Annotated in this window: 16 protein-coding genes and 1 riboswitch; of the genes, 9 read left to right on the forward strand and 7 right to left on the reverse strand. The window is 45.8% G+C overall.

The window, feature by feature from the left end; translation table 11 throughout:
* Positions 1-325: 325 nt before the first annotated feature.
* A complete protein-coding gene (locus R7M92_RS00645; protein ID WP_005374929.1) occupies positions 326-544 on the reverse strand; it encodes a VF530 family DNA-binding protein in 219 nt (72 codons plus the stop codon).
* Between the two features lie 132 nt (positions 545-676).
* Here R7M92_RS00645 and R7M92_RS00650 point away from each other — a divergent pair, with 132 nt between their 5' ends.
* Positions 677-1,600, forward strand: a complete 924-nt coding sequence (locus tag R7M92_RS00650; RefSeq protein ID WP_015313624.1) for a LysR family transcriptional regulator — start codon at positions 677-679, stop codon at positions 1,598-1,600.
* On the opposite strand, the gene R7M92_RS00655 is transcribed toward R7M92_RS00650, so the two are convergent.
* Positions 1,597-1,887 carry a putative quinol monooxygenase gene (locus R7M92_RS00655; protein ID WP_005374925.1) on the reverse strand — a complete coding sequence of 97 codons (291 nt, stop codon included), beginning with the start codon at positions 1,885-1,887 and terminating at the stop codon, positions 1,597-1,599. The two genes, R7M92_RS00650 and R7M92_RS00655, sit on opposite strands and share 4 nt — an antisense overlap.
* A 69-nt stretch (positions 1,888-1,956) precedes the next feature.
* Positions 1,957-2,610, reverse strand: coding sequence for an oxygen-insensitive NAD(P)H-dependent nitroreductase NfsB (locus R7M92_RS00660; RefSeq protein WP_005384588.1), 654 nt, complete (start codon positions 2,608-2,610; stop codon positions 1,957-1,959).
* 167 nt (positions 2,611-2,777) lie between these two features.
* Here R7M92_RS00660 and R7M92_RS00665 point away from each other — a divergent pair, with 167 nt between their 5' ends.
* Both R7M92_RS00665 and R7M92_RS00670 read left to right on the forward strand, forming a co-directional pair.
* Positions 2,778-4,241, forward strand: coding sequence for a helix-turn-helix domain-containing protein (locus R7M92_RS00665; protein ID WP_169644583.1), 1,464 nt, complete (start codon positions 2,778-2,780; stop codon positions 4,239-4,241).
* A gap of 129 nt (positions 4,242-4,370) precedes the next feature.
* Positions 4,371-7,028: an alpha-amylase family glycosyl hydrolase gene (locus R7M92_RS00670; protein ID WP_318132487.1), complete on the forward strand. Its 2,658-nt coding sequence runs from the start codon at positions 4,371-4,373 to the stop codon at positions 7,026-7,028.
* A gap of 84 nt (positions 7,029-7,112) precedes the next feature.
* Here R7M92_RS00670 and R7M92_RS00675 read toward each other — a convergent pair whose 3' ends face one another.
* Positions 7,113-8,270, reverse strand: a complete 1,158-nt coding sequence (locus R7M92_RS00675) for a D-alanyl-D-alanine carboxypeptidase family protein (RefSeq protein WP_104976414.1) — start codon at positions 8,268-8,270, stop codon at positions 7,113-7,115.
* A gap of 210 nt (positions 8,271-8,480) precedes the next feature.
* On the opposite strand from R7M92_RS00675, the gene R7M92_RS00680 reads away from it, so the two are divergent.
* Both R7M92_RS00680 and R7M92_RS00685 read left to right on the forward strand, forming a co-directional pair.
* Complete coding sequence (locus tag R7M92_RS00680) at positions 8,481-9,776, forward strand: alpha/beta fold hydrolase (protein WP_225477314.1); 1,296 nt, start codon at positions 8,481-8,483, stop codon at positions 9,774-9,776.
* A gap of 460 nt (positions 9,777-10,236) precedes the next feature.
* Positions 10,237-11,217: a rhodanese-related sulfurtransferase gene (locus R7M92_RS00685; RefSeq protein WP_017634441.1), complete on the forward strand. Its 981-nt coding sequence runs from the start codon at positions 10,237-10,239 to the stop codon at positions 11,215-11,217.
* Positions 11,218-11,285: 68 nt separating this feature from the next.
* On the opposite strand, the gene R7M92_RS00690 is transcribed toward R7M92_RS00685, so the two are convergent.
* On the reverse strand, positions 11,286-11,591 hold the full coding sequence (locus R7M92_RS00690; protein ID WP_017634442.1) for a DUF6482 family protein: 306 nt from the start codon (positions 11,589-11,591) through the stop codon (positions 11,286-11,288).
* Between the two features lie 108 nt (positions 11,592-11,699).
* On the opposite strand from R7M92_RS00690, the gene R7M92_RS00695 reads away from it, so the two are divergent.
* The 3 genes from R7M92_RS00695 (at position 11,700) to gbpA (ending at position 15,697) form a co-directional block, all read left to right on the forward strand.
* On the forward strand, positions 11,700-13,181 hold the full coding sequence (locus R7M92_RS00695; RefSeq protein ID WP_213866700.1) for a cryptochrome/deoxyribodipyrimidine photo-lyase family protein: 1,482 nt from the start codon (positions 11,700-11,702) through the stop codon (positions 13,179-13,181).
* 80 nt (positions 13,182-13,261) lie between these two features.
* On the forward strand, positions 13,262-13,762 hold the full coding sequence (locus R7M92_RS00700) for a fasciclin domain-containing protein (RefSeq protein ID WP_005384595.1): 501 nt from the start codon (positions 13,262-13,264) through the stop codon (positions 13,760-13,762).
* A 272-nt stretch (positions 13,763-14,034) separates the two neighbouring features.
* A riboswitch (cyclic di-GMP riboswitch) is annotated at positions 14,035-14,135 on the forward strand.
* Positions 14,136-14,233: 98 nt separating this feature from the next.
* Positions 14,234-15,697 (forward strand): N-acetylglucosamine-binding protein GbpA, encoded by a 1,464-nt coding sequence (gene gbpA, locus R7M92_RS00705; RefSeq protein ID WP_318132488.1) that lies wholly within the window; start codon positions 14,234-14,236, stop codon positions 15,695-15,697.
* A 52-nt stretch (positions 15,698-15,749) separates the two neighbouring features.
* Here gbpA and R7M92_RS00710 read toward each other — a convergent pair whose 3' ends face one another.
* Both R7M92_RS00710 and R7M92_RS00715 read right to left on the reverse strand, forming a co-directional pair.
* Positions 15,750-16,622, reverse strand: coding sequence for a patatin family protein (locus tag R7M92_RS00710; protein WP_318132489.1), 873 nt, complete (start codon positions 16,620-16,622; stop codon positions 15,750-15,752).
* 190 nt (positions 16,623-16,812) lie between these two features.
* Positions 16,813-17,454, reverse strand: a complete 642-nt coding sequence (locus R7M92_RS00715; protein WP_318132490.1) for a MarC family protein — start codon at positions 17,452-17,454, stop codon at positions 16,813-16,815.
* A 194-nt stretch (positions 17,455-17,648) separates the two neighbouring features.
* On the opposite strand from R7M92_RS00715, the gene nfsA reads away from it, so the two are divergent.
* Positions 17,649-18,371, forward strand: a complete 723-nt coding sequence (nfsA, locus tag R7M92_RS00720; protein WP_054728823.1) for an oxygen-insensitive NADPH nitroreductase — start codon at positions 17,649-17,651, stop codon at positions 18,369-18,371.
* The last annotated feature ends 23 nt before the right edge of the window (positions 18,372-18,394 follow it).

Raw genomic sequence — 18,394 nt, forward strand, 5'->3', positions numbered from 1 at the left:
AAAAAGCGATTCCAGAAGAACCTATGTGACCATCCGGAATTTCGCTTTAGACGTAACAGTAGAGCGACTCTTTCAGCCTACGCGATAAGAAAAGCTACGTCATTCTAACGAGCCAAAGCGAGACTAAGAATCTACTTACCGCTGCTGTAGGCCCATAGAGCTATGAATAGACTCAATACAAGCCTGAGGGTAGATTCTGAATCACGCTTTAAACGTAACAGCAGAGCGACTCTTCTAGCCTACGCGATAAGAAAAGTGACGTCATTCTAGCGAGCCATAGCGAGACTAAGAATCTGCTTGCCGCTTGCTGCAGACCATAGAGCGGTTAGCAGAATGTCTCGATGTACAGCGCTTCCACCTTATCTCTGGCCCATTGCGTTTTACGCAGGAACTTCAGCGACGATTTGATTGAAGGATCTTTCTTGAAACAGTTCACACGAACGCGCTCATACATGCCATTCCAACCAAAGTGTTCAACTAGTCGGGTGACGATTTTCTCTAAACTCAACCCGTGAAGTGGGTTATTCGGCTGCTGTTGGCTCATGCTATTGATCCGGTAAAGTGAAGTTGCGCGCTAATCTAACTCAAACTCGCCGTGCAACCTAATGTTTTAACCTTGAATTGGCCTACGACTCTCCCCTATAGTAGCCCAAACTTCTTAAAAGCCCTTTTCACAATGAAAGCCCTCAACGACCTCAATATTTTTGTCGAAACCGCGCGCCAAGGCAGCTTTTCAAAAGCCGCTAACAGCATGGACATGACACCTGCCGCCATTAGCGCATCGATTAAGCGTCTTGAAGGGCAAATCGGTTTCCCGTTGTTTGTGCGTTCCACCCGAAGCCTGCGTTTAACCTCAGAGGGCGAACTGTTTTTAGACAAAACCACGCAAGCGTTGGCAACATTGCAAGAGGGGTTGGATCAGATCTCAAGTGCGCGCGGGGAGTTGTCTGGTCAGCTGCACATTACTGCACCCTCCGATTTTGGTCGCAATATGTTGCTCGATTGGGTGGATGAGTTCATCGATCTCTACCCAAATGTTTCCATCAAACTAGAGCTGTCCGATAGCTTGACGGATATGTACACCAAGCCTGTCGATATTGCGATTCGCTACGGCGAGCCGGCCGACTCCAATCTGGTCGTATTGGCATTATGTGGGTCAAACGAACGGATATTATGTGCATCGCCAGAGTACGTAGCTACACATCCAGAACTCACCTCTCCTGCCGATTTAATGCAACACAACTGCTTGTGCTATATGGTCGCGGATTCGGTCTACAACAAATGGACGCTCACGCGTGACGGCGAGAAAGAACAAATCGTGGTCAGCGGTAACTTAATGAGCAACGATAGTGACTTGCCACACCGGTTAGCGATCAAAGGCAAAGGCATTGCGAATAAATCATTGATGGACATTAGCCGAGACTTAATCGAGGGAAGATTGGTGCGAGTGTTACCAGAATGGGATTGCGGCCCAGTGCCGCTCTACATGGTATGTGCCGATCGTCGATTATTGACGCCAACGATTCGGACTTTCCGCGACTTTATCCAACAAAAATGCTGCCAGCAACGCGCCAACGTGCTGGCAACCTTCTGTCATTAGGCGATAAATCGAAGAGGACGAATCTGGGTATATTCAACCCAATCATTCTCTTCCAATGTTTCAAGAAACGTCGCCATATGCGGGCTTTGCAAATGCTTATCCAAGGCCTCTTGCGATGCCCAGATTTCTTGGAACATAAATAGGCCATCAACTTTTTCGTCGAGATACAACTCGTATTGGCAACAGCCTTCTTCTTTGCGAGTTGGCTCTAGTAAACCAGCAAGCAAATTCACCACCTGATCCTTACTATCTGGATAGGCTTTCACTTCTGCGACTAAGTGGATCATCGTTTTATCACTCTTTTGCGATTTATATATTGATTACAAGGTTCTACGTCACCTGCAAGTAAGCTCGAATTAGATCTCGGTGAATACGGTTTCTGCGTCCCAGCGAGACTTTGGCGTTTTCGCGTTGAAGTCATCTTCCGCGTGGTAGCCAAGCGGCACGATCACAACACTGGTATAACCTTTTTCACGCAAGCCAAATTCTTCATCCAGCACTTTTGGATCAAACCCTTCAATTGGTACTGCATCGATTTCTAACGTCGAAGCACCCAACAGCAACGTACCCACGTTGAGGTAAACTTGTTTCTCCATCCAATGGTTTGCATCTTTCAGATCAAAACGGTGCATGTTCACAAAGTAGCTACGACCACCGCGTACAGCCGCTTTCGCTTCTTCAGTTGGGAATCGACCATCTTTTTCTTCTTGCACCATTAGCGCTTCAATGTAGTCGTTATCAATGCCTGTTTTCGCACAAAACACCAATACGTGAGAAGCGTTGAGAATCTTCGCCGCGTTAAATGCGTAGTTCTCTTGCGCCGCTTTAGCGATGCGCTGTTTGCCTTCTTCTGTGCTTGCCAGAATGAAATGCCAAGGTTGAGAGTTCACACTCGATGGACTAAAACGAATCAGCTCTTTAACTGCATCGATTTTTTCTTGAGATAGCTTGCGCGTTGGGTCAAACACTTTCGTTGAGTAACGAGATTTTGCAGCTTGTACGATATCCATGAGGCTCTCCAATTAATGAGTTTAAGCTGAGTAACAGCATAACCTCATGAGATAAAGGGAAAAACCGATTTCGATTAAAAACATTTTCAAAATAAATTTGAAAATAAAACGATAAGAAAGGCTTTGAGCGTTCTCACTGAACTTCTTCATCTTTTCGGCAATAATGCATGTTTGCTCGCAACCAAACTCAACTCATGCTGCCTCAAGATAACGTTATTACATCCTTTCTGTGCAAAAAGCTCGGTCACAATCACCTTCGAATTGCCGGCGAATATTGGCACATTGAGAAGTTGGTGGCCTTGCAATGCATGATGTTGAAAGAAGCGCCTAACCTCCAAGAAGGGCTGCTTTGGTGGAGTAAAAGTGTCTCATTATTCGACCGCCGTTTGTACGTCACATTGCAACATGGTGATGCCCAAATCCATCTTCAAGTCGAATGTAGAACGGGCGATATGCCAAATTGGGCGGAGTCGGTGTTTGGCTTGCTCAAAATGCAGTTGGAAATGCTTGAGTTAAGCGAATCAATACAGGTACAAGTTCACGCCAACAATCCACTCGCGGCCAATATTTTTCTAGAGGAAACGCGAGATTCTAAAACGAGTTCAAGCGTGTTTGAACTGGTGAAACATGTTTATTTGCTGCTTTCTCACCAACCAATTGAACAGCCAGAATTGCTGAGTGTTTTGAACGCCTTGTTCATCAAAAACAGTAATTACGCGCTCAAGTTAGAGCAAGCGGCAAGGCAACTGGGCGTCTCCAAACGCACCTTGCAACGTCGACTGCAAGAAAAGCAAATGAGCTACTCTCAATGCGTTGATTTCGCTAAAAGAAAGCAAGCACTCACTTTGCTTGCCGACACCCAACTCACAACGCAGCAAATCGCCTATCAACTTGGTTATGAAGAACCTTCGAACTTTCACCGCACTTTTCGTCGTTGGTATCCGTTTTCACCCATGCAATATCGCCAACAATGTTTGGATAACCGAACTCAACTAAATCAACAACCGATCCGCTTATACTACGCCAAAGCCAATACCTTCGACGATAACCACATCGACCAACCTGTCGGCAAAATCTGGATGGAAGTGGACAATATTGCGTTTGAAAAAGTGGTCTCGGTAGAATGCCGTGACCGTGATGGCGCATGGCGGCGCTACCCCGCCTTCTTCGAGCGTTTTTTAAGTCATGGTACCGAGCTATGGGCAACGACCGAACTTCCGGTAGCGCATCCCCTTACCTTTCGCCTGTGTTATGAAGTCGATGGAGAACGTTACATTGAGAATAACCACCAGCGTGATTATGTGGTTTCTAAGGGGCTTTTAATTGGCGCAACGGAATATATTGTCCCGACTCGGCAGCTTATTAATATTGGGGCGCAATACACGCTCTTTATCGAACTGGCATGCCGACTTGAAAACGTTGTGAGGATTGACTGTTACGCCGATGATGACCCCACACCTCACGCAATGCGCTTGACCCAACACTCGCAACATTATGCTTGTTGGGTGCTGCAATTATCGCTCACTCAAACTGCAAAGCAGTGCCGTTTCCGCCTTTATGATGAATCCGACAACGAGCTCGCGAAAGAGCATTACCCGATACAATATCCTATTGTGCAACCTCTCAATTAAAACTGTCGGTCAGATCAAAATCGTCTCTTCGTGACATCATATCACGTCTTTTTTGGCGTGAAATGACACTCTCAATTTCAAACCTTTGCTTTATCGTTTCTGCATTGCTGCATAACGGAGGCAAAGACCGTGTTTGAAACTCTACCTAACTCAATGAATAAAATAAAAATACTTCCTTTATCGATCGCTCTAGCTCTTTCTGGCTGTGGAAGCGACGAAACCGCACCAGTCGATACAGGCAGCCACGTGGCATCTCCTGATTGGCAAGATCAAATCATTTACTTCCTGATGATCGACCGTTTTAACGACGGCGACAGCGCTCTTAATGATCAAGGGCAAAACGAATTCGATCCGACTTCGGATAAAAAGTTCAGCGGCGGCGACCTCGTTGGCGTGAGTGATAAGTTAAGCTACATCGAAACTCTCGGTGCCACATCGATCTGGATTACTCCGCCAGTGGCAAACCAATGGTGGGATGCAGAACAAAACTATGGTGGCTACCACGGTTACTGGGCGCGTGACTTCCAAAAAGTGGATGAGCACTTTGGTGACATGGAAAGCTACCAAGCGTTAGCACGCGAAGTGCATGCGCGTAACATGTTCTTAATTCAGGACATCGTGACCAACCACGTAGGTAACTTCTTCACTTACGATGACCCATACAATTACGATCCTAGCCTACCTTGCCAAGGTTTCCGTTTGATTGAAAATGCGCTACCAGCAGGACAAGAACTGCCTTACCCGCTCAACAAGAATGAGTGTAAAGAAGATGGCACAGGCAGCTACCACTGGACGCCAAGCATCACCGACCACAACGATCCGGTACAAGAAAAAACCTGGCAGCTCTCTGATTTGGATGACCTTAATACGTCCGATCCTGAAGTACGCGCTTATCTAAAAGAGAGCTACCGAAAATGGATTCGCGAAGTCGGCGTCGACGGATTCCGTATCGATACGGTGAAGTTTGTTGAGCACGATTTCTGGAACGACTTCCTGCACGCCGACGATGGTGTGATGACTCAAGCGGTTGATACTGGTCGCGATAACTTCCTGACCTTTGGTGAAGTCTTCGAAACATCTACGCCTTACAACACAGAAGGCGAAGAGAAAATGCTGACTTACATCGGCGAAAGCGGCTCGCCGGAGCAGTTAACCTCGGTACTGAACTTCCCATTGCAAGCGACCATGACGCGCGTATTTGCAGCAGGGCAACCGACCGATTACTTACGCTTCCGTCTTGAGAAAATGATGGAGATGTTCCCAAATCCATACATCATGCCGAACTTCATTGATAACCACGATATGCCGCGTTTTCTATCGCAAGGCAGTGTCAACGATATGAAGCAAGCTCTGATCACCATGATGAGCGTACCCGGTATTCCTGTGATTTACCAAGGTACAGAGCAAGCGATGCCAGCAGCGCGCGATGCGATGTTTGCTGGCGGTTACCGTGAAGACGGCGACTACGTAGATTCATTCGACCAAAACAGCGAGATGTACTTGTTCATCCAAGAGCTTGCTAAGTTACGTACCGAAAACAAAGTCATGACACGCGGCGAAATGAAAGTCATTGGCAGCGATAAAGCTGGTGCAGGTGTGTTCGCCTTTACCCGCACTTTGGATAACGACGAAGTCTTAGTGGTAATGAACACATCTAACTCTCCAATGTTGATGAACCAACTCGATGTAGAACAAGTTGGTGGCACCGTCTTCAAACAACAAATCATGTCGAACTGGGTAGACGCTCCAGAGCAGTTAATCGCAGATGAAAACGGTCACGTAACCCTTGAGCTACCAGCCAAATCTGCCGTGATTTACTCAAAAACTAACGATACCCAATCGGTAGATACCCCAGACCTCAACATACAACTGGCGCAGGATTGGGAAGGAAAAACCATCACTGGTGATATTGTTATCGCGGGTAGTGCGAACGCCAACGAGAAGTTGAACCTTGTCGTCGATGGTAACTTAGAAACAGCGCAAGCCATTACTGCAGGCGCTGATGGTCAGTTTAGTGTCACGCTGTCGACTCGTCACTTTGCAATTGGCGAACAACAACACCGCTTCGCGATTTATTCTACTGAGAAAAAAGCTGGCATTGAAGATGTTAACTTTGTGTCGGACTTAAGCTGGTCAAACACGCCAGACGACACTATTGATGACGCGGGTGATGCGCAAGATGGCATGGGCGGTCCTAACGGTAACTATTCGCTACCAACGGATCCAACATTCGATAAAAACAATAGCCAACTCGCAATCAACAAAGCTGAGGTATTTACCGTTGGCAGTAACGTACGTTTGACCTTCACTATGGACAACATCACCGACACTTGGTTGCCACCAAACGGCTTCGACCACGTAGGTTTCACCATCTTTATTGATTTACCTGAAGAAGCCGCAACTAACTTGTCTGAGCTACCGAAGATCAACGCTTCTATGCCAAGCGGAACCTGGAGTCGTAATGCGGTTGTTTTTGGCTGGCAAAGCTCGATTTACAACACCAAAGGAGCAAATGCGACGACATGGGGAGAAGCGGTCACGCCAGCACCAACAGTGACAGTAGACAAAGCCAATAACACTATTTCGATGGACTTTGCGAGTGACGCGCTGGGCCGCCCAGATTCGCTCGATGGTATCCGCTTCTATGTCACGACTTGGGACTTAGACGGCCTTTCGGCAACTTACCGTCCGCTAGAACAAGACAAAGGCCCTTGGAACTTCTCCGGTGGCGCATCGGATGAAAGTAAGATTTGGGACGATTTACCAATCATCACCTTGTCGGAATAAACCGTTAAATAAAACACCGCCCAGCGTTTAGCTGGGCGGCCATCAACAAAAAAATGCAGAAAGACACTTCTGCTCGTTTTTATTCTAGTTAAAGAACGATTTCACCCACAGCACCAGACTGTCCCAAAGCTGAGCGAACCACGAGCCCTCTTCTACCGCTTGGCTGCTGACCAAGGGATAACTCGCCACGGTACTGTCATCGCTTTTCCAAACGACCTTACCAATCTCATCTCCTTGCGCGATCGGCGCAATCAACGGTTCATTTAACACCACACTCTTATCAAGCCCAGCCGTCATTGAACGAGGCAGAGTGAGATAGGCATCTTTAGCAAAGATCGCCTCAACTTGATTAGCATTTCCCTTCCAAACGCGAACTTTAGACTCAACTTCCCCCTGTTTAGCAACTTGCTTGGTGTCATAAAAGCGAAAACCATAGCTGAGTAGATTCTTCGATTGGCTGATCCGAGCCTGTTTACTTGGCGTACCCATCACCACCGAGATAAGGCGCATTCTTCCTTCTTTGGCCGAGCTCACCAAGCTGTATCCGGCATTGCTGGTGTAGCCGGTTTTTCCCCCGTCGACATCAATGGAATTGTCCCACAACAACTTATTGCGGTTGTACTGCGTAATGTCGTTCCACTTGAAGACTTTCTCACTGTATAGCGCGTACACATCAGGAACATCGCTGATGATCGACTGCATGAGTCTTGCCATATCGGTTGGTGAGGTTTGGATGCCATCACTATCAAGACCATGGGAGTTCACAAAATAGGTGTCTTGCAGTCCTAATTTCTCCGCCCAACCATTCATCAAGGCAACAAAGCCGCGTTCACTGCCTGCAACATGCTCAGCCAGTGCAACGCACGCGTCATTTCCTGATTGGATGATCACGCCGCGCATTAAGTTCGCAACACTAATTTCATCTTTCGGTTTGATGAACATTTTAGAAGAACCGGGAAACTTGGCCGACCACGCGTTTTCGCTCACGGTGACAACATCATCCCATTTCAAACGCCCCGCTTTGATTTCTTGTCCAACTACATAAGCGGTCATCAACTTGGTTAAACTCGCCGGAGCAAGGCCTGCTCGCCCGTTATACTCGGCAATAATGGCACCGGATTGAAAGTCCATTAATACGTAGCCTTTTGCCTGTAACTGAGGTGGGTTGGGCGTAACAACGGCAAAAGTAGGTACGCTTATTAAACAAGTCACAATTGTCCATCGAGCCAGTGACACTTTCATCCGACTTCCTCCATGCTCTTACTTTGTCGCAACTCTATTGAGCATAGCTCACTCAACCAGTTGCACCAGTCGCTAATCGTTTCATTTTCTTGAACTTACATTGATTTGACCAAGGTATAGAACTGAAGAGGCAATTGGGAAATAGCGTTGGTTCTTCGCGCCATTCGCAGTAAAGTAGCGCTACCCCTCAATAAGGAAATAAAGATAACAATGAACGCTCAATCATTTATCGACGCAGGATTGCATTACACTCCCCACAGTTTTACCGTTCCTCTGGATTACCAAAACGCGAGCAAAGGCACCATTGAAGTCTTCGCCCGTGCGGTTTGCCTAGTTGGCGAGGAAGAATCGACCAAACCTTGGTTGGTTTACTTTCAGGGCGGACCTGGCTTTCCCTCTCCGCGTCAAAACGGCAATAACGGCTGGGTAAAACGCGCGCTGCAAGAGTACCGAGTTTTGCTTCTCGACCAGCGCGGTACGGGCAACAGCAGCGTAATTAATCACCAGACGCTTGCTCACCTCACGCCAGAGCAACAAGCAGACTACTTGAGCCACTTCCGAGCGGATAACATCGTGCGCGACGCGGAATACATTCGTGAGCAATTTGGCGTCGAAAAATGGGCGATCTTAGGTCAAAGCTTTGGTGGTTTTTGCTCCCTCACCTATTTATCTTTGTTCCCAGACAGCTTGCTACAAAGCTACATCACAGGTGGCGTGCCATCAGTCTCGCGTCATGCCGACGATGTGTATGAAGCCACTTTCAAACGCACCATGGAGAAAAACCAAGCGTTCTTCCAACAATTTCCCAATGCACAGCAACTTTGCCAAAACATTGCGAATCACTTGCTAGAAAATGAAGAGTACCTACCAAATGGTCAACGCTTCACGGTGGAACAATTTCAACAAATCGGCATCAACTTTGGTGTGAGTGATACTTTCTTACCAACTTACTATTGGCTAGAAAGCGCGTTGATTGAAGTGAACGGCAAACCACAACTTCGTTATGAGTTCTTAAACGATATGTTGGCGCAGCAAAACTTCCAAACCAACACGATCTACGCCATTTTACATGAATCGATTTACTGCCAAAGCTTCGCGTCGAATTGGAGTGCGCACCGCGTTCGCCAAACCCGATCAGAGTTTAATTATGAATCTGGCAAGCCATTTTACTTCACGGGGGAAATGGTCTTCCCATGGATGTTCGACCAATACGTTAACCTCAAGCCACTAAAAGACACCGCAGAAATATTGGCAGCGAAAGAAGATTGGACTGCGCTGTACGATCAAACACAACTGGCTCAGAACAAAGTGCCTGTCAGTTGCGCCGTTTACGCCGATGATATGTTTGTTGAAATGGATATCAGCCGAGAGACGCTCGCGTTAATACCAAACTCAAAAGCGTGGATCACCAATGAGTATGAGCACAACGGTTTACGTGCCGACGGTGAACGTATTCTCGACAGGCTCATAGCCATGGGCAAACAGACCGCAGCTACGTTGAAATAAGCACGGCAGACGTTAGAAAAACGCCTTTTCAGTATGTGGTGAAAAGGCGTTTGTTTTATAGCGGTTTATGAACAATGGCGATCAGTCATTCACTCTTTGTCCCTAAACCTTTATCCCTCACCACCTCATGTATAAAACTGCGACATGTCCTTTCCTTGTCAATGACTCCGGTGATTACTTGGTGCTTCTTGCGCCTAACTTTTTTGAAGGGCCCAAAACAGCATAAATTTAAACCAAAAGTATCGGCTCCAACCTACCTAACCCACTATAATTAATGCTTATAATTTGAACACATAGCGGCTTCACCTGCGGACATGCTCCCCCTATCAAAGACCGCCAGGCCCCGCCTACTCATAATATCCGTATAATTTGTCCGTATTTCCGACTAGTTTAGTCAGGTATACTTCGTGCCGCTAAAATTTTAAGGTCGTTGACCACCTGTATTTTTAAAGGAAACCTCATGAGTCAGTATGTAGTTTGTGCGCTGTACAAGTTTGTTGAGCTGAATAACTATCAAGAGCTACGCGAGCCATTACTTGCGTTGATGGAAAAACACCATATTCGCGGAACATTACTACTGGCAAGTGAAGGTATCAACGGTACTGTTGCATCTGATCGTGCAGGTATTGATACGCTACTGGAGTGGCTAAACAACGAACCTCGTTTGACTGGCACCGTATACAAAGAGTCGTATTCTGAGACCCAGCCATTCAATCGCACCAAAGTGAAACTGAAAAAAGAGATCGTAACATTAGGTGTTGAAGGTATAGACCCTCGCCACGTAGTGGGTACTTACGTGAAACCTCAAGAGTGGAACGATCTTATTGCTGATCCTGAAGTGTTTGTTGTCGATACACGTAATGATTACGAAATCGAGATCGGGACATTCAAAGGCGCTGTAAACCCAAATACTGAAACCTTTCGTGAATTCCCAGACTATGTAAAAGAAAACATGGACCCGGCAAAACACAAGAAAGTTGCGATGTTCTGTACCGGTGGTATCCGCTGCGAAAAATCAACGGCTTACATGAAAGAACAGGGCTTTGATGAGGTCTACCACCTAGAAGGCGGCATTCTTAAATATCTTGAAGAAGTTCCTCAAGAAGAGAGCATGTGGGAAGGCGATTGTTACGTATTTGACGGGCGTGTTGCAGTGAACCACCAGCTAGAAAAAGCAGATTACGATTTATGTAACGCTTGTCGTCTACCGATCACTGAAGAAGACAAACAGTCAGAATTGTTCGAGCAAGGCGTGAGCTGTCCAAAATGTCACGGCACACACTCAGAAGAACAAATTGCTCGATTCCGCGAGCGTGAAAAACAAATTGTTCTTGCAGAGCAGCGAGGCGAGCAGCATGTTGGTGGTGAAAGTGCCAAGCAAAGAGAAGCCCGACGTGCCGCTAAGTACGCGCAAAAAGAAGCGCAGCGTAAACAAGACTAAGCCTAACTCTCCTTATATTTAGCGAGCTGCCGTAAGGTGGCTCGCTTTTACTGCGCACCAATACTCTTTCAATACAATTTTGTATCCCTCACCAATACCTCTAGTTGATTGTCTCTTTTGCCTTCGGGTAGCCCCACCATTTCATCATAAGCACTTTGATGCACTAGAACCTGCTTATTTGCTTTGATATTCCTGCACTTCTTTTGCATCTCGATCAGGGAATGAGCCCTCAAAAAGATACCGTTGTCATCAGTGATAAATTGCGCTTCTCCATCAATCACAACAGATGCCTGATACAATGCGAGATCAAGCGAATGAATGACCAATTTGTCCACATAGAAGTATTTTTGTAACTTACTCAATGCTATTGCCATGTGTCACCTCCCTAAAAGTTATGTCTACGTTTTGTGGAATAAAACCGATCATTGGATGAGATTTCTTCGGTTTACTTGCGTACAACATCGGAAACAAAGAGGATTCCGATGCAAACAATCAATGTCGTGTGGTTAAAGCGAGATTTAAGGCTGACTGACCATCAACCACTAACTCAAGCATTATCAACAAAGCACCCAACTGTGCTTTTATATATTGTTGAACCATTGCTATTGAACAACCCACACTATTCTGAGCGCCACCGGCGATTTGTTTGGCAATCACTGCAAGACATGGATGAGACGCTCAAAGCGTATGGGCATCGAATCACGGTGCTGTATGACGATGCCTTAGCATGTTTCCAATCAATTCAAGCGCAATATCAAATCAACGCTGTTTTTTCTCACCAAGAAATAGGACTCAACTGCACCTTTGAGCGCGACAAACAAGTTGCCGCTTGGCTGTATGAGCAGAACATCGACTGGTTTGAGTTCGAACACGGTGCTGTTATCAGAGGTGCAAAAAACCGGCAAGGTTGGGACAAACATTGGGACTCTGTCATGAGAGCCTCAATAAGCCCTATTGAGCTCCAAACCGACTTATTGCATTCATTGGATGCAGAAACTCTCGGCTGTTCGTTTTCGCCACCATCATCCTGGCTATCAAAATGCAAAGGAATGCAAACGGGAGGAAGCCGGCTCGCTTGGAAAACACTAGAGGACTTTTTTCATCGTCGAGGTCGTGATTACTATCGAAGCATTTCTAGTCCCACTGCCTCACGTACAGCCTGTACTCGCCTTTCTCCATACCTCGCTTGGGGTAACATATCCTTGCGTGAAGTTTATCAATACCTTTTGAAACACTGGCAAGTGGCTGGGTTTCGTCGCAGCTTAATTGCATTGTCTTCACGGCTTCATTGGCACTGTCACTTCATCCAAAAATTCGAATCGGAATACGACATGGAGTTTTACTGCGTTAATCGGGCTTACGAACCATTGATTAGACAAAGTAGTACTTTCGATGAAGAAAAGTTAGCAGCATGGAAATCCGGGCATACTGGCGTACCTTTGATTGATGCCTGCATGCGCTGTTTGCACCACACTGGTTACATTAACTTTCGCATGCGTGCCATGCTGGTTAGCTTTCTTACTCACCACATGAACATGGATTGGCGAGTAGGTGTAACGCATTTAGCGCAACTGTTTCTCGACTTTGAGCCTGGAATTCATTACCCACAATTCCAAATGCAAGCAGGAGTAACCGGGACTAACACAATCCGTATTTATAATCCGATCAAGCAAGCCCAAGAACATGATCCTAACGGTACGTTCATCTACAAGTGGGTACCTGAGTTACAAATGGTTCCTCCCCCTCTTTTATTCGAGCCCTGGACAATGACCCAGATGGAAGCTGTCATGTATCAGTTGCAGCCAGATAGCCGTTACCTTGCACCTATTATCGCACTAGACAACACAGCTAAGGCAGCAAGAGAGCGCTTATGGGCGTGGCGGAAACGAGCCGATGTGAAACAAGAAGGCAGACGAATTCTTGCGCGACATGTTAGGCCCTCAAAAGAAAGTAGGACGCGATGATCATCTTTCAATCACAATGCGTACAAATGCAAACACACTCCAGGGAACCCGTTGTACCCTCAACTAGTAAGGAACACATTATGTTCAAACGTATCTTAGTTATCGCGGCGACACTGATGGCGACGTTATCTTTTATGCTGCCCGTCAAGGCTCATGAGCATGGCATGATGAAAGCCGATATTGTCGACGTTGCCGCTGAAAATGGCTCTTTCAATACGCTTGTTGCTGCGGTGAAAGCAGCGGGCCTGGTTGACACTCTCAAAGGGGAAGGCCCATTTACTGTTTTTGCACCAACGGATGACGCTTTTGCAAAACTGCCAGACGGCACAGTCGACATGCTCTTAATGCCGGAAAACAAAGACAAGTTAGTATCTGTTTTGACTTATCACGTCGTCCCAGGGAAAGTGATGGCTGCCGATGTTGTTAAGCTAGACAAAGCGACTACGGTTCAGGGGCAAGATGTGATGATTAAAACCATGGGCGATAAAGTCATGGTTAACGATGCAAATGTCATCGCAACCGATGTGAAAGCTAAAAACGGTGTCATTCACGTGATTGATACTGTCATAATGCCGAAATAACACCATCCAGAGGGCGGTACACTCCGCCCTTTAGACAGAACTTCTTCCACCCTTAGCACGATTCCTCTCCATTTATCCCCAACAAACCTCCACTCATTCTCCATGATTATTAATAAGATAAAAACAAAATTAAAATCAATATCTTGCAATACGATACTGCATAATATTGACGAGGTTAAGATATCGTTATCTTTCAATTTGAGAACAGGATTCCATGTCAGTGACGTTTACTTTTCCACATGTAAATTCTTAAGCTAAATTTTGGCTGCTCAATCACATTTCGGCAAACCATTCGAAAGGGTGGGACGCAAAGCTTCCGGTCTGTCAGCATTTAAAAATCTAAAAGAATGCTCATGATAGCGGGGTTACCATGACTCAGTGTTACAGAAGTCCAATTTCTGTAGCGTTGCTTTATGCTCAGCATGCGCCGGGGTGTGACATTAGTTTGTCAGTCATAACAGAGGACATGTGATGAAATCATTTCCAACCAAATCCGTACTCGCGTTAGCACTTGCAAGCATTAGCTCAGGTGCTGCGGCTCACGGTTATGTATCAGAAACCAATGGTGGTGTCGCTGCAAGTCGCTCGGCACTATGTAAGTATCCATCGCCAGATACTAACGAAAAAAATAATAACTGCGGTGCGATTCAATATGAACCGCAAAGCGTTGAAGGCCCTGATGGCTTTCCCGAAACAGGGCCTCGCGATGGTAAAATAGCGAGTGCCGAAACCGCTTTAGCAGCTGCCCTTGATGAGCAAACTGCCGACCGTTGGGTAAAACGCCCTATTCAAGCAGGTACACAAACTTTTGAATGGACATTTACCGCTAACCACGTGACGCGCGACTGGAAATATTACATCACCAAGCCTGATTGGAACCCAAACGCTTCACTATCACGAGACTCTTTTGATCTAACTCCTTTCTGTGTCGTCGACGGCAATATGGTTCAACCCCCGAAACAGGTAAGCCATCAATGTAATGTGCCTACTCGCGAGGGATACCATGTCATCCTGGCAGTATGGGATGTTGGCGACACTGCAGCCTCATTTTATAACGTGATCGATGTGAAATTTGATGGTGGCAGTCCCGTTATTCCAGATTGGAAGCAAGGCGGTCAAATTATTCCTACAATGGATTTAAATATTGGGGATTCGGTTTATACGCGCGTATTTGATCAAGCAGGTGAAAACATAGCGTATAGAACTGAACTAGAAATTACCGATGCAGCAATGGGCCAAGCGAAAAACTGGTCTTACGCACTCGCGACTAAGCTAAACCAAGAACAAGCAAAACTGCAAGCCGGGCAGTATGCAGAGGATAAATTCACTCCTGTTTATGGTACTAATCCGGTGTATCTGCAAGCAAATAGCGGCCTTGAGCGAGTAGAGATCGGCTATAACATTGAAACTCCTGTTTCAGAATACTCACTCACAGTAGATGGCTTAGCAGACGAATATATCATTGAGTCAACACCGACAACGTTGGATCTGACACTAACTGCTGAAGGCGATTTAAATGCAGAACTCACCGTTTACAATCACCATCGCGAACCACTTGCAAGTTGGGCAAACGAAATGAAAGACGGCTCGGTAGAAGCGATATCGCTCGCTTTAAGTAAATCGGAGCCGGGTCACCATATGCTCGTAACACGTGTTAAGGATAAAGATGGCAACTTGGTGGATCAGCAAACGCTCGACTTTCACTTAAAAGAAGATCCAGTAACGCCACCACCATCTGGTGAGTACGATTTTGTCTTCCCTGAAGGACTATCTAGCTACACGGCGGGCACAAAAGTGCTTGCCAGCGACGGGGGCATTTATCAATGTAAACCTTTCCCATACTCTGGTTACTGTATGCAGTGGAAAGAAAGCGCAAACCATTACGAGCCTGGAATAGGTTCACACTGGGAGATGGCTTGGGATAAAGTCAACTAAATCACCCTTTGAACGTTACGCAAAAGAGCCTCACTATGAGGCTCTTTTATAATCAAACGCAAAAATGACAATTTTCCCGGTCTAAACCATGAACACCAGATAAACTAGTGAGATGCGCTCGCCCCTCAATCAGCCCCATTTCATACCCTTCTAGTAAAACGGATTGTCGCATTGATAAGCGCTGAACATGAAAATTATCTGGTGGGGCAATTACCCTAACATGTGTTCCTGGTGGAGGGTTACGAATAAACTCTAATGATTGATTATAGTTATCTGCACGTCTTAACATCGCATCCGCCATTTTGGGGTGCTCCGCAAACAGTTTCTTCATCAGCCATGTGGTCTTAACTGGCTTTTTGGCATAATTCAGTGGGTGAGAGAGTACTACGGTTATGTCGCGAGCCCCTCGACGATAAGCCTCACGCACTGGTATAGAGTCAGCGACCCCACCATCGGTATAACAACCGCCAGAAAAACAAGGGGTATGCTTGTAGGCAATCGGCAATGCTGTTGTCGCTTCAATCGCATGGTGAAAATTATCACGTGTCACGCGATAGTAATCTGCTTGCCCTGTATCTACATTTGTTGTCGCTGCGAGAAAAGGAACGCCATTAAACAGTTTATTTTCATCGACGGGATACAAGCGATTAGATTCTTCAAACAGCCACTTCACATCAATGAGGTCCCCACCTTTAACGAAGCGAGTTGGGTCAAAAAAGCGTTTGCTTGTGGCCAGCTTAGTAATGACGTTAATACTGCGATGCGGGTAGTCGGTCAAATACCCAATCAAAGTTGATGCACCAGCAGATACACCGATTGCAAAATCAAACGGTTTATAACTCTGCTCTAAAAACGCATCTAACACTCCGCTTGCGAAGACGCCTCGCATCGCGCCACCTTCTACTACAATTGCTTTTGTTGCCATATTTCCCCCATTCTCCTTGCCAAAAGAGTAATGAAATTCGTGCAATCACAACAATTGAATATTCTTATTATTGAAATAGGTGAAGTCTATTTATTTCTCTCTTAGAAAATGAAAACTAAAGTTCAAAAAATCCGTACCCGTTAGAAATGTAATTGCGGGCTTAACCAAGGTGGCAAGGTCTAAGAGAAATCTAGGAGAAAACCGTTTTATAGGCTTCGCCCGCGCCATCAATGAACATTTGAGTACCAATAACCGCTAGAATTAAGCCCATCATTTTAGTCACAACATTTAGAGCACTTGGTCCAACCGTTTTGACCAATTTGTCTCCAAATAAAAACAGTACATAGGTGATCACACAGAGGACAGCGAAAGAAACGATAGTAATAATGGTTTGATCGAAACCACCCGCTGTCGCAAAGTTCATCGCGGTAGCAATCGTTCCAGGCCCAGCTAATATTGGCATCGCCAGTGGAGACACTGCAATACTCAATGCCGCCCGTTGCTGAGCTGGTGAATACGCCTTCTCTTTGGTTTTCTGATGCGTCGAATCACCTTGAAGCATGTTAAAACCTATCAAAAACACCAAAATGCCGCCTGTTATTCGCAATGCATAAAGCGTGATACCAAACAAATCAAAAATTAACTTACCGGCAATAGAAAATATCGCGATGATAATAAATGCAATAAAAACCGAGCGGAGCGCAATGGAACGGATGGTTTCTTTATCTTCATCAGCAGTTAAACTCAAAAAGATGGGAATATTGGCGATAGGGTTCATGATGGCAAAGAAGCCCATAAACACCGTAACTGTATGAACAATGAGTTCTTTCATATTTTCCACTGCATTTAAATTATTGATTCTAAAAACAGTATATACGCTCTCAAACAGAACGAGTGGTGTATTCTCGATTCGTCTTCACACTTATGCACCAAGCATTGTTTTTCTTTTGAGATAGTTTACCGACTCATCAAATGTCGCTAAGGTGAGTCTTCAGCCTTTAACGTAACAGGGGATGTTAAGTCACCATGAACAGCACGATTCAAACAATTCTCAATCACCGCTCAATTCGAAAATTCACCTCACAACCGATTGAGAGCGAACAATTAGATGCCATTCTTCAAGCTGGCCTTGCGGCGTCCTCATCAAGCATGTTGCAAGTCGTTTCAATTATTCGCGTGACCGACAAAGAAAAACGTACGCTATTAGCTCAATATGCCGGAAATCAAGGGTACGTTGAAAGCGCGGCTGAGTTTTTGGTGTTTTGCATTGATTACCAACGCCACGCCAGTATCAACCCAGATGTTCAAGCTGACTTTACCGAGTTAACGCTAATAGGCGCTGTAGACTCGGGCATCATGGCACAAAATTGCTTGCTAGCGGCGGAGTCGATGGGACTAGGAGGTGTGTATATTGGTGGTTTACGAAACAATGCCCAAAAAGTAGACGAATTATTAGGTTTACCTAAAAATACCGCCATTTTGTTTGGTATGTGTCTTGGTCATCCAGATCAAGCCCCTGAAGTAAAACCTCGCCTACCTAAGCATGTCGTGGTGCATGAGAATCAGTATCAATATCTAAACTTGGATGATATTCAGACGTATGACCAAACTATGCGAAACTACTATGCAAACCGTTCGAGCAATCAAAAACAGAGTACTTGGTCACAAGAAGTCACCAGTAAACTGGCTGGCGAATCACGTCCGCACATCCTGCCTTACTTAAACAGAAAAGGGCTCACTAAAAGGTGATGACTACAATACGATAGGATCAA

It is taken from the genome of Vibrio sp. Vb2880 (assembly GCF_033337975.1).
GTDB lineage: Bacteria > Pseudomonadota > Gammaproteobacteria > Enterobacterales > Vibrionaceae > Vibrio > Vibrio alginolyticus.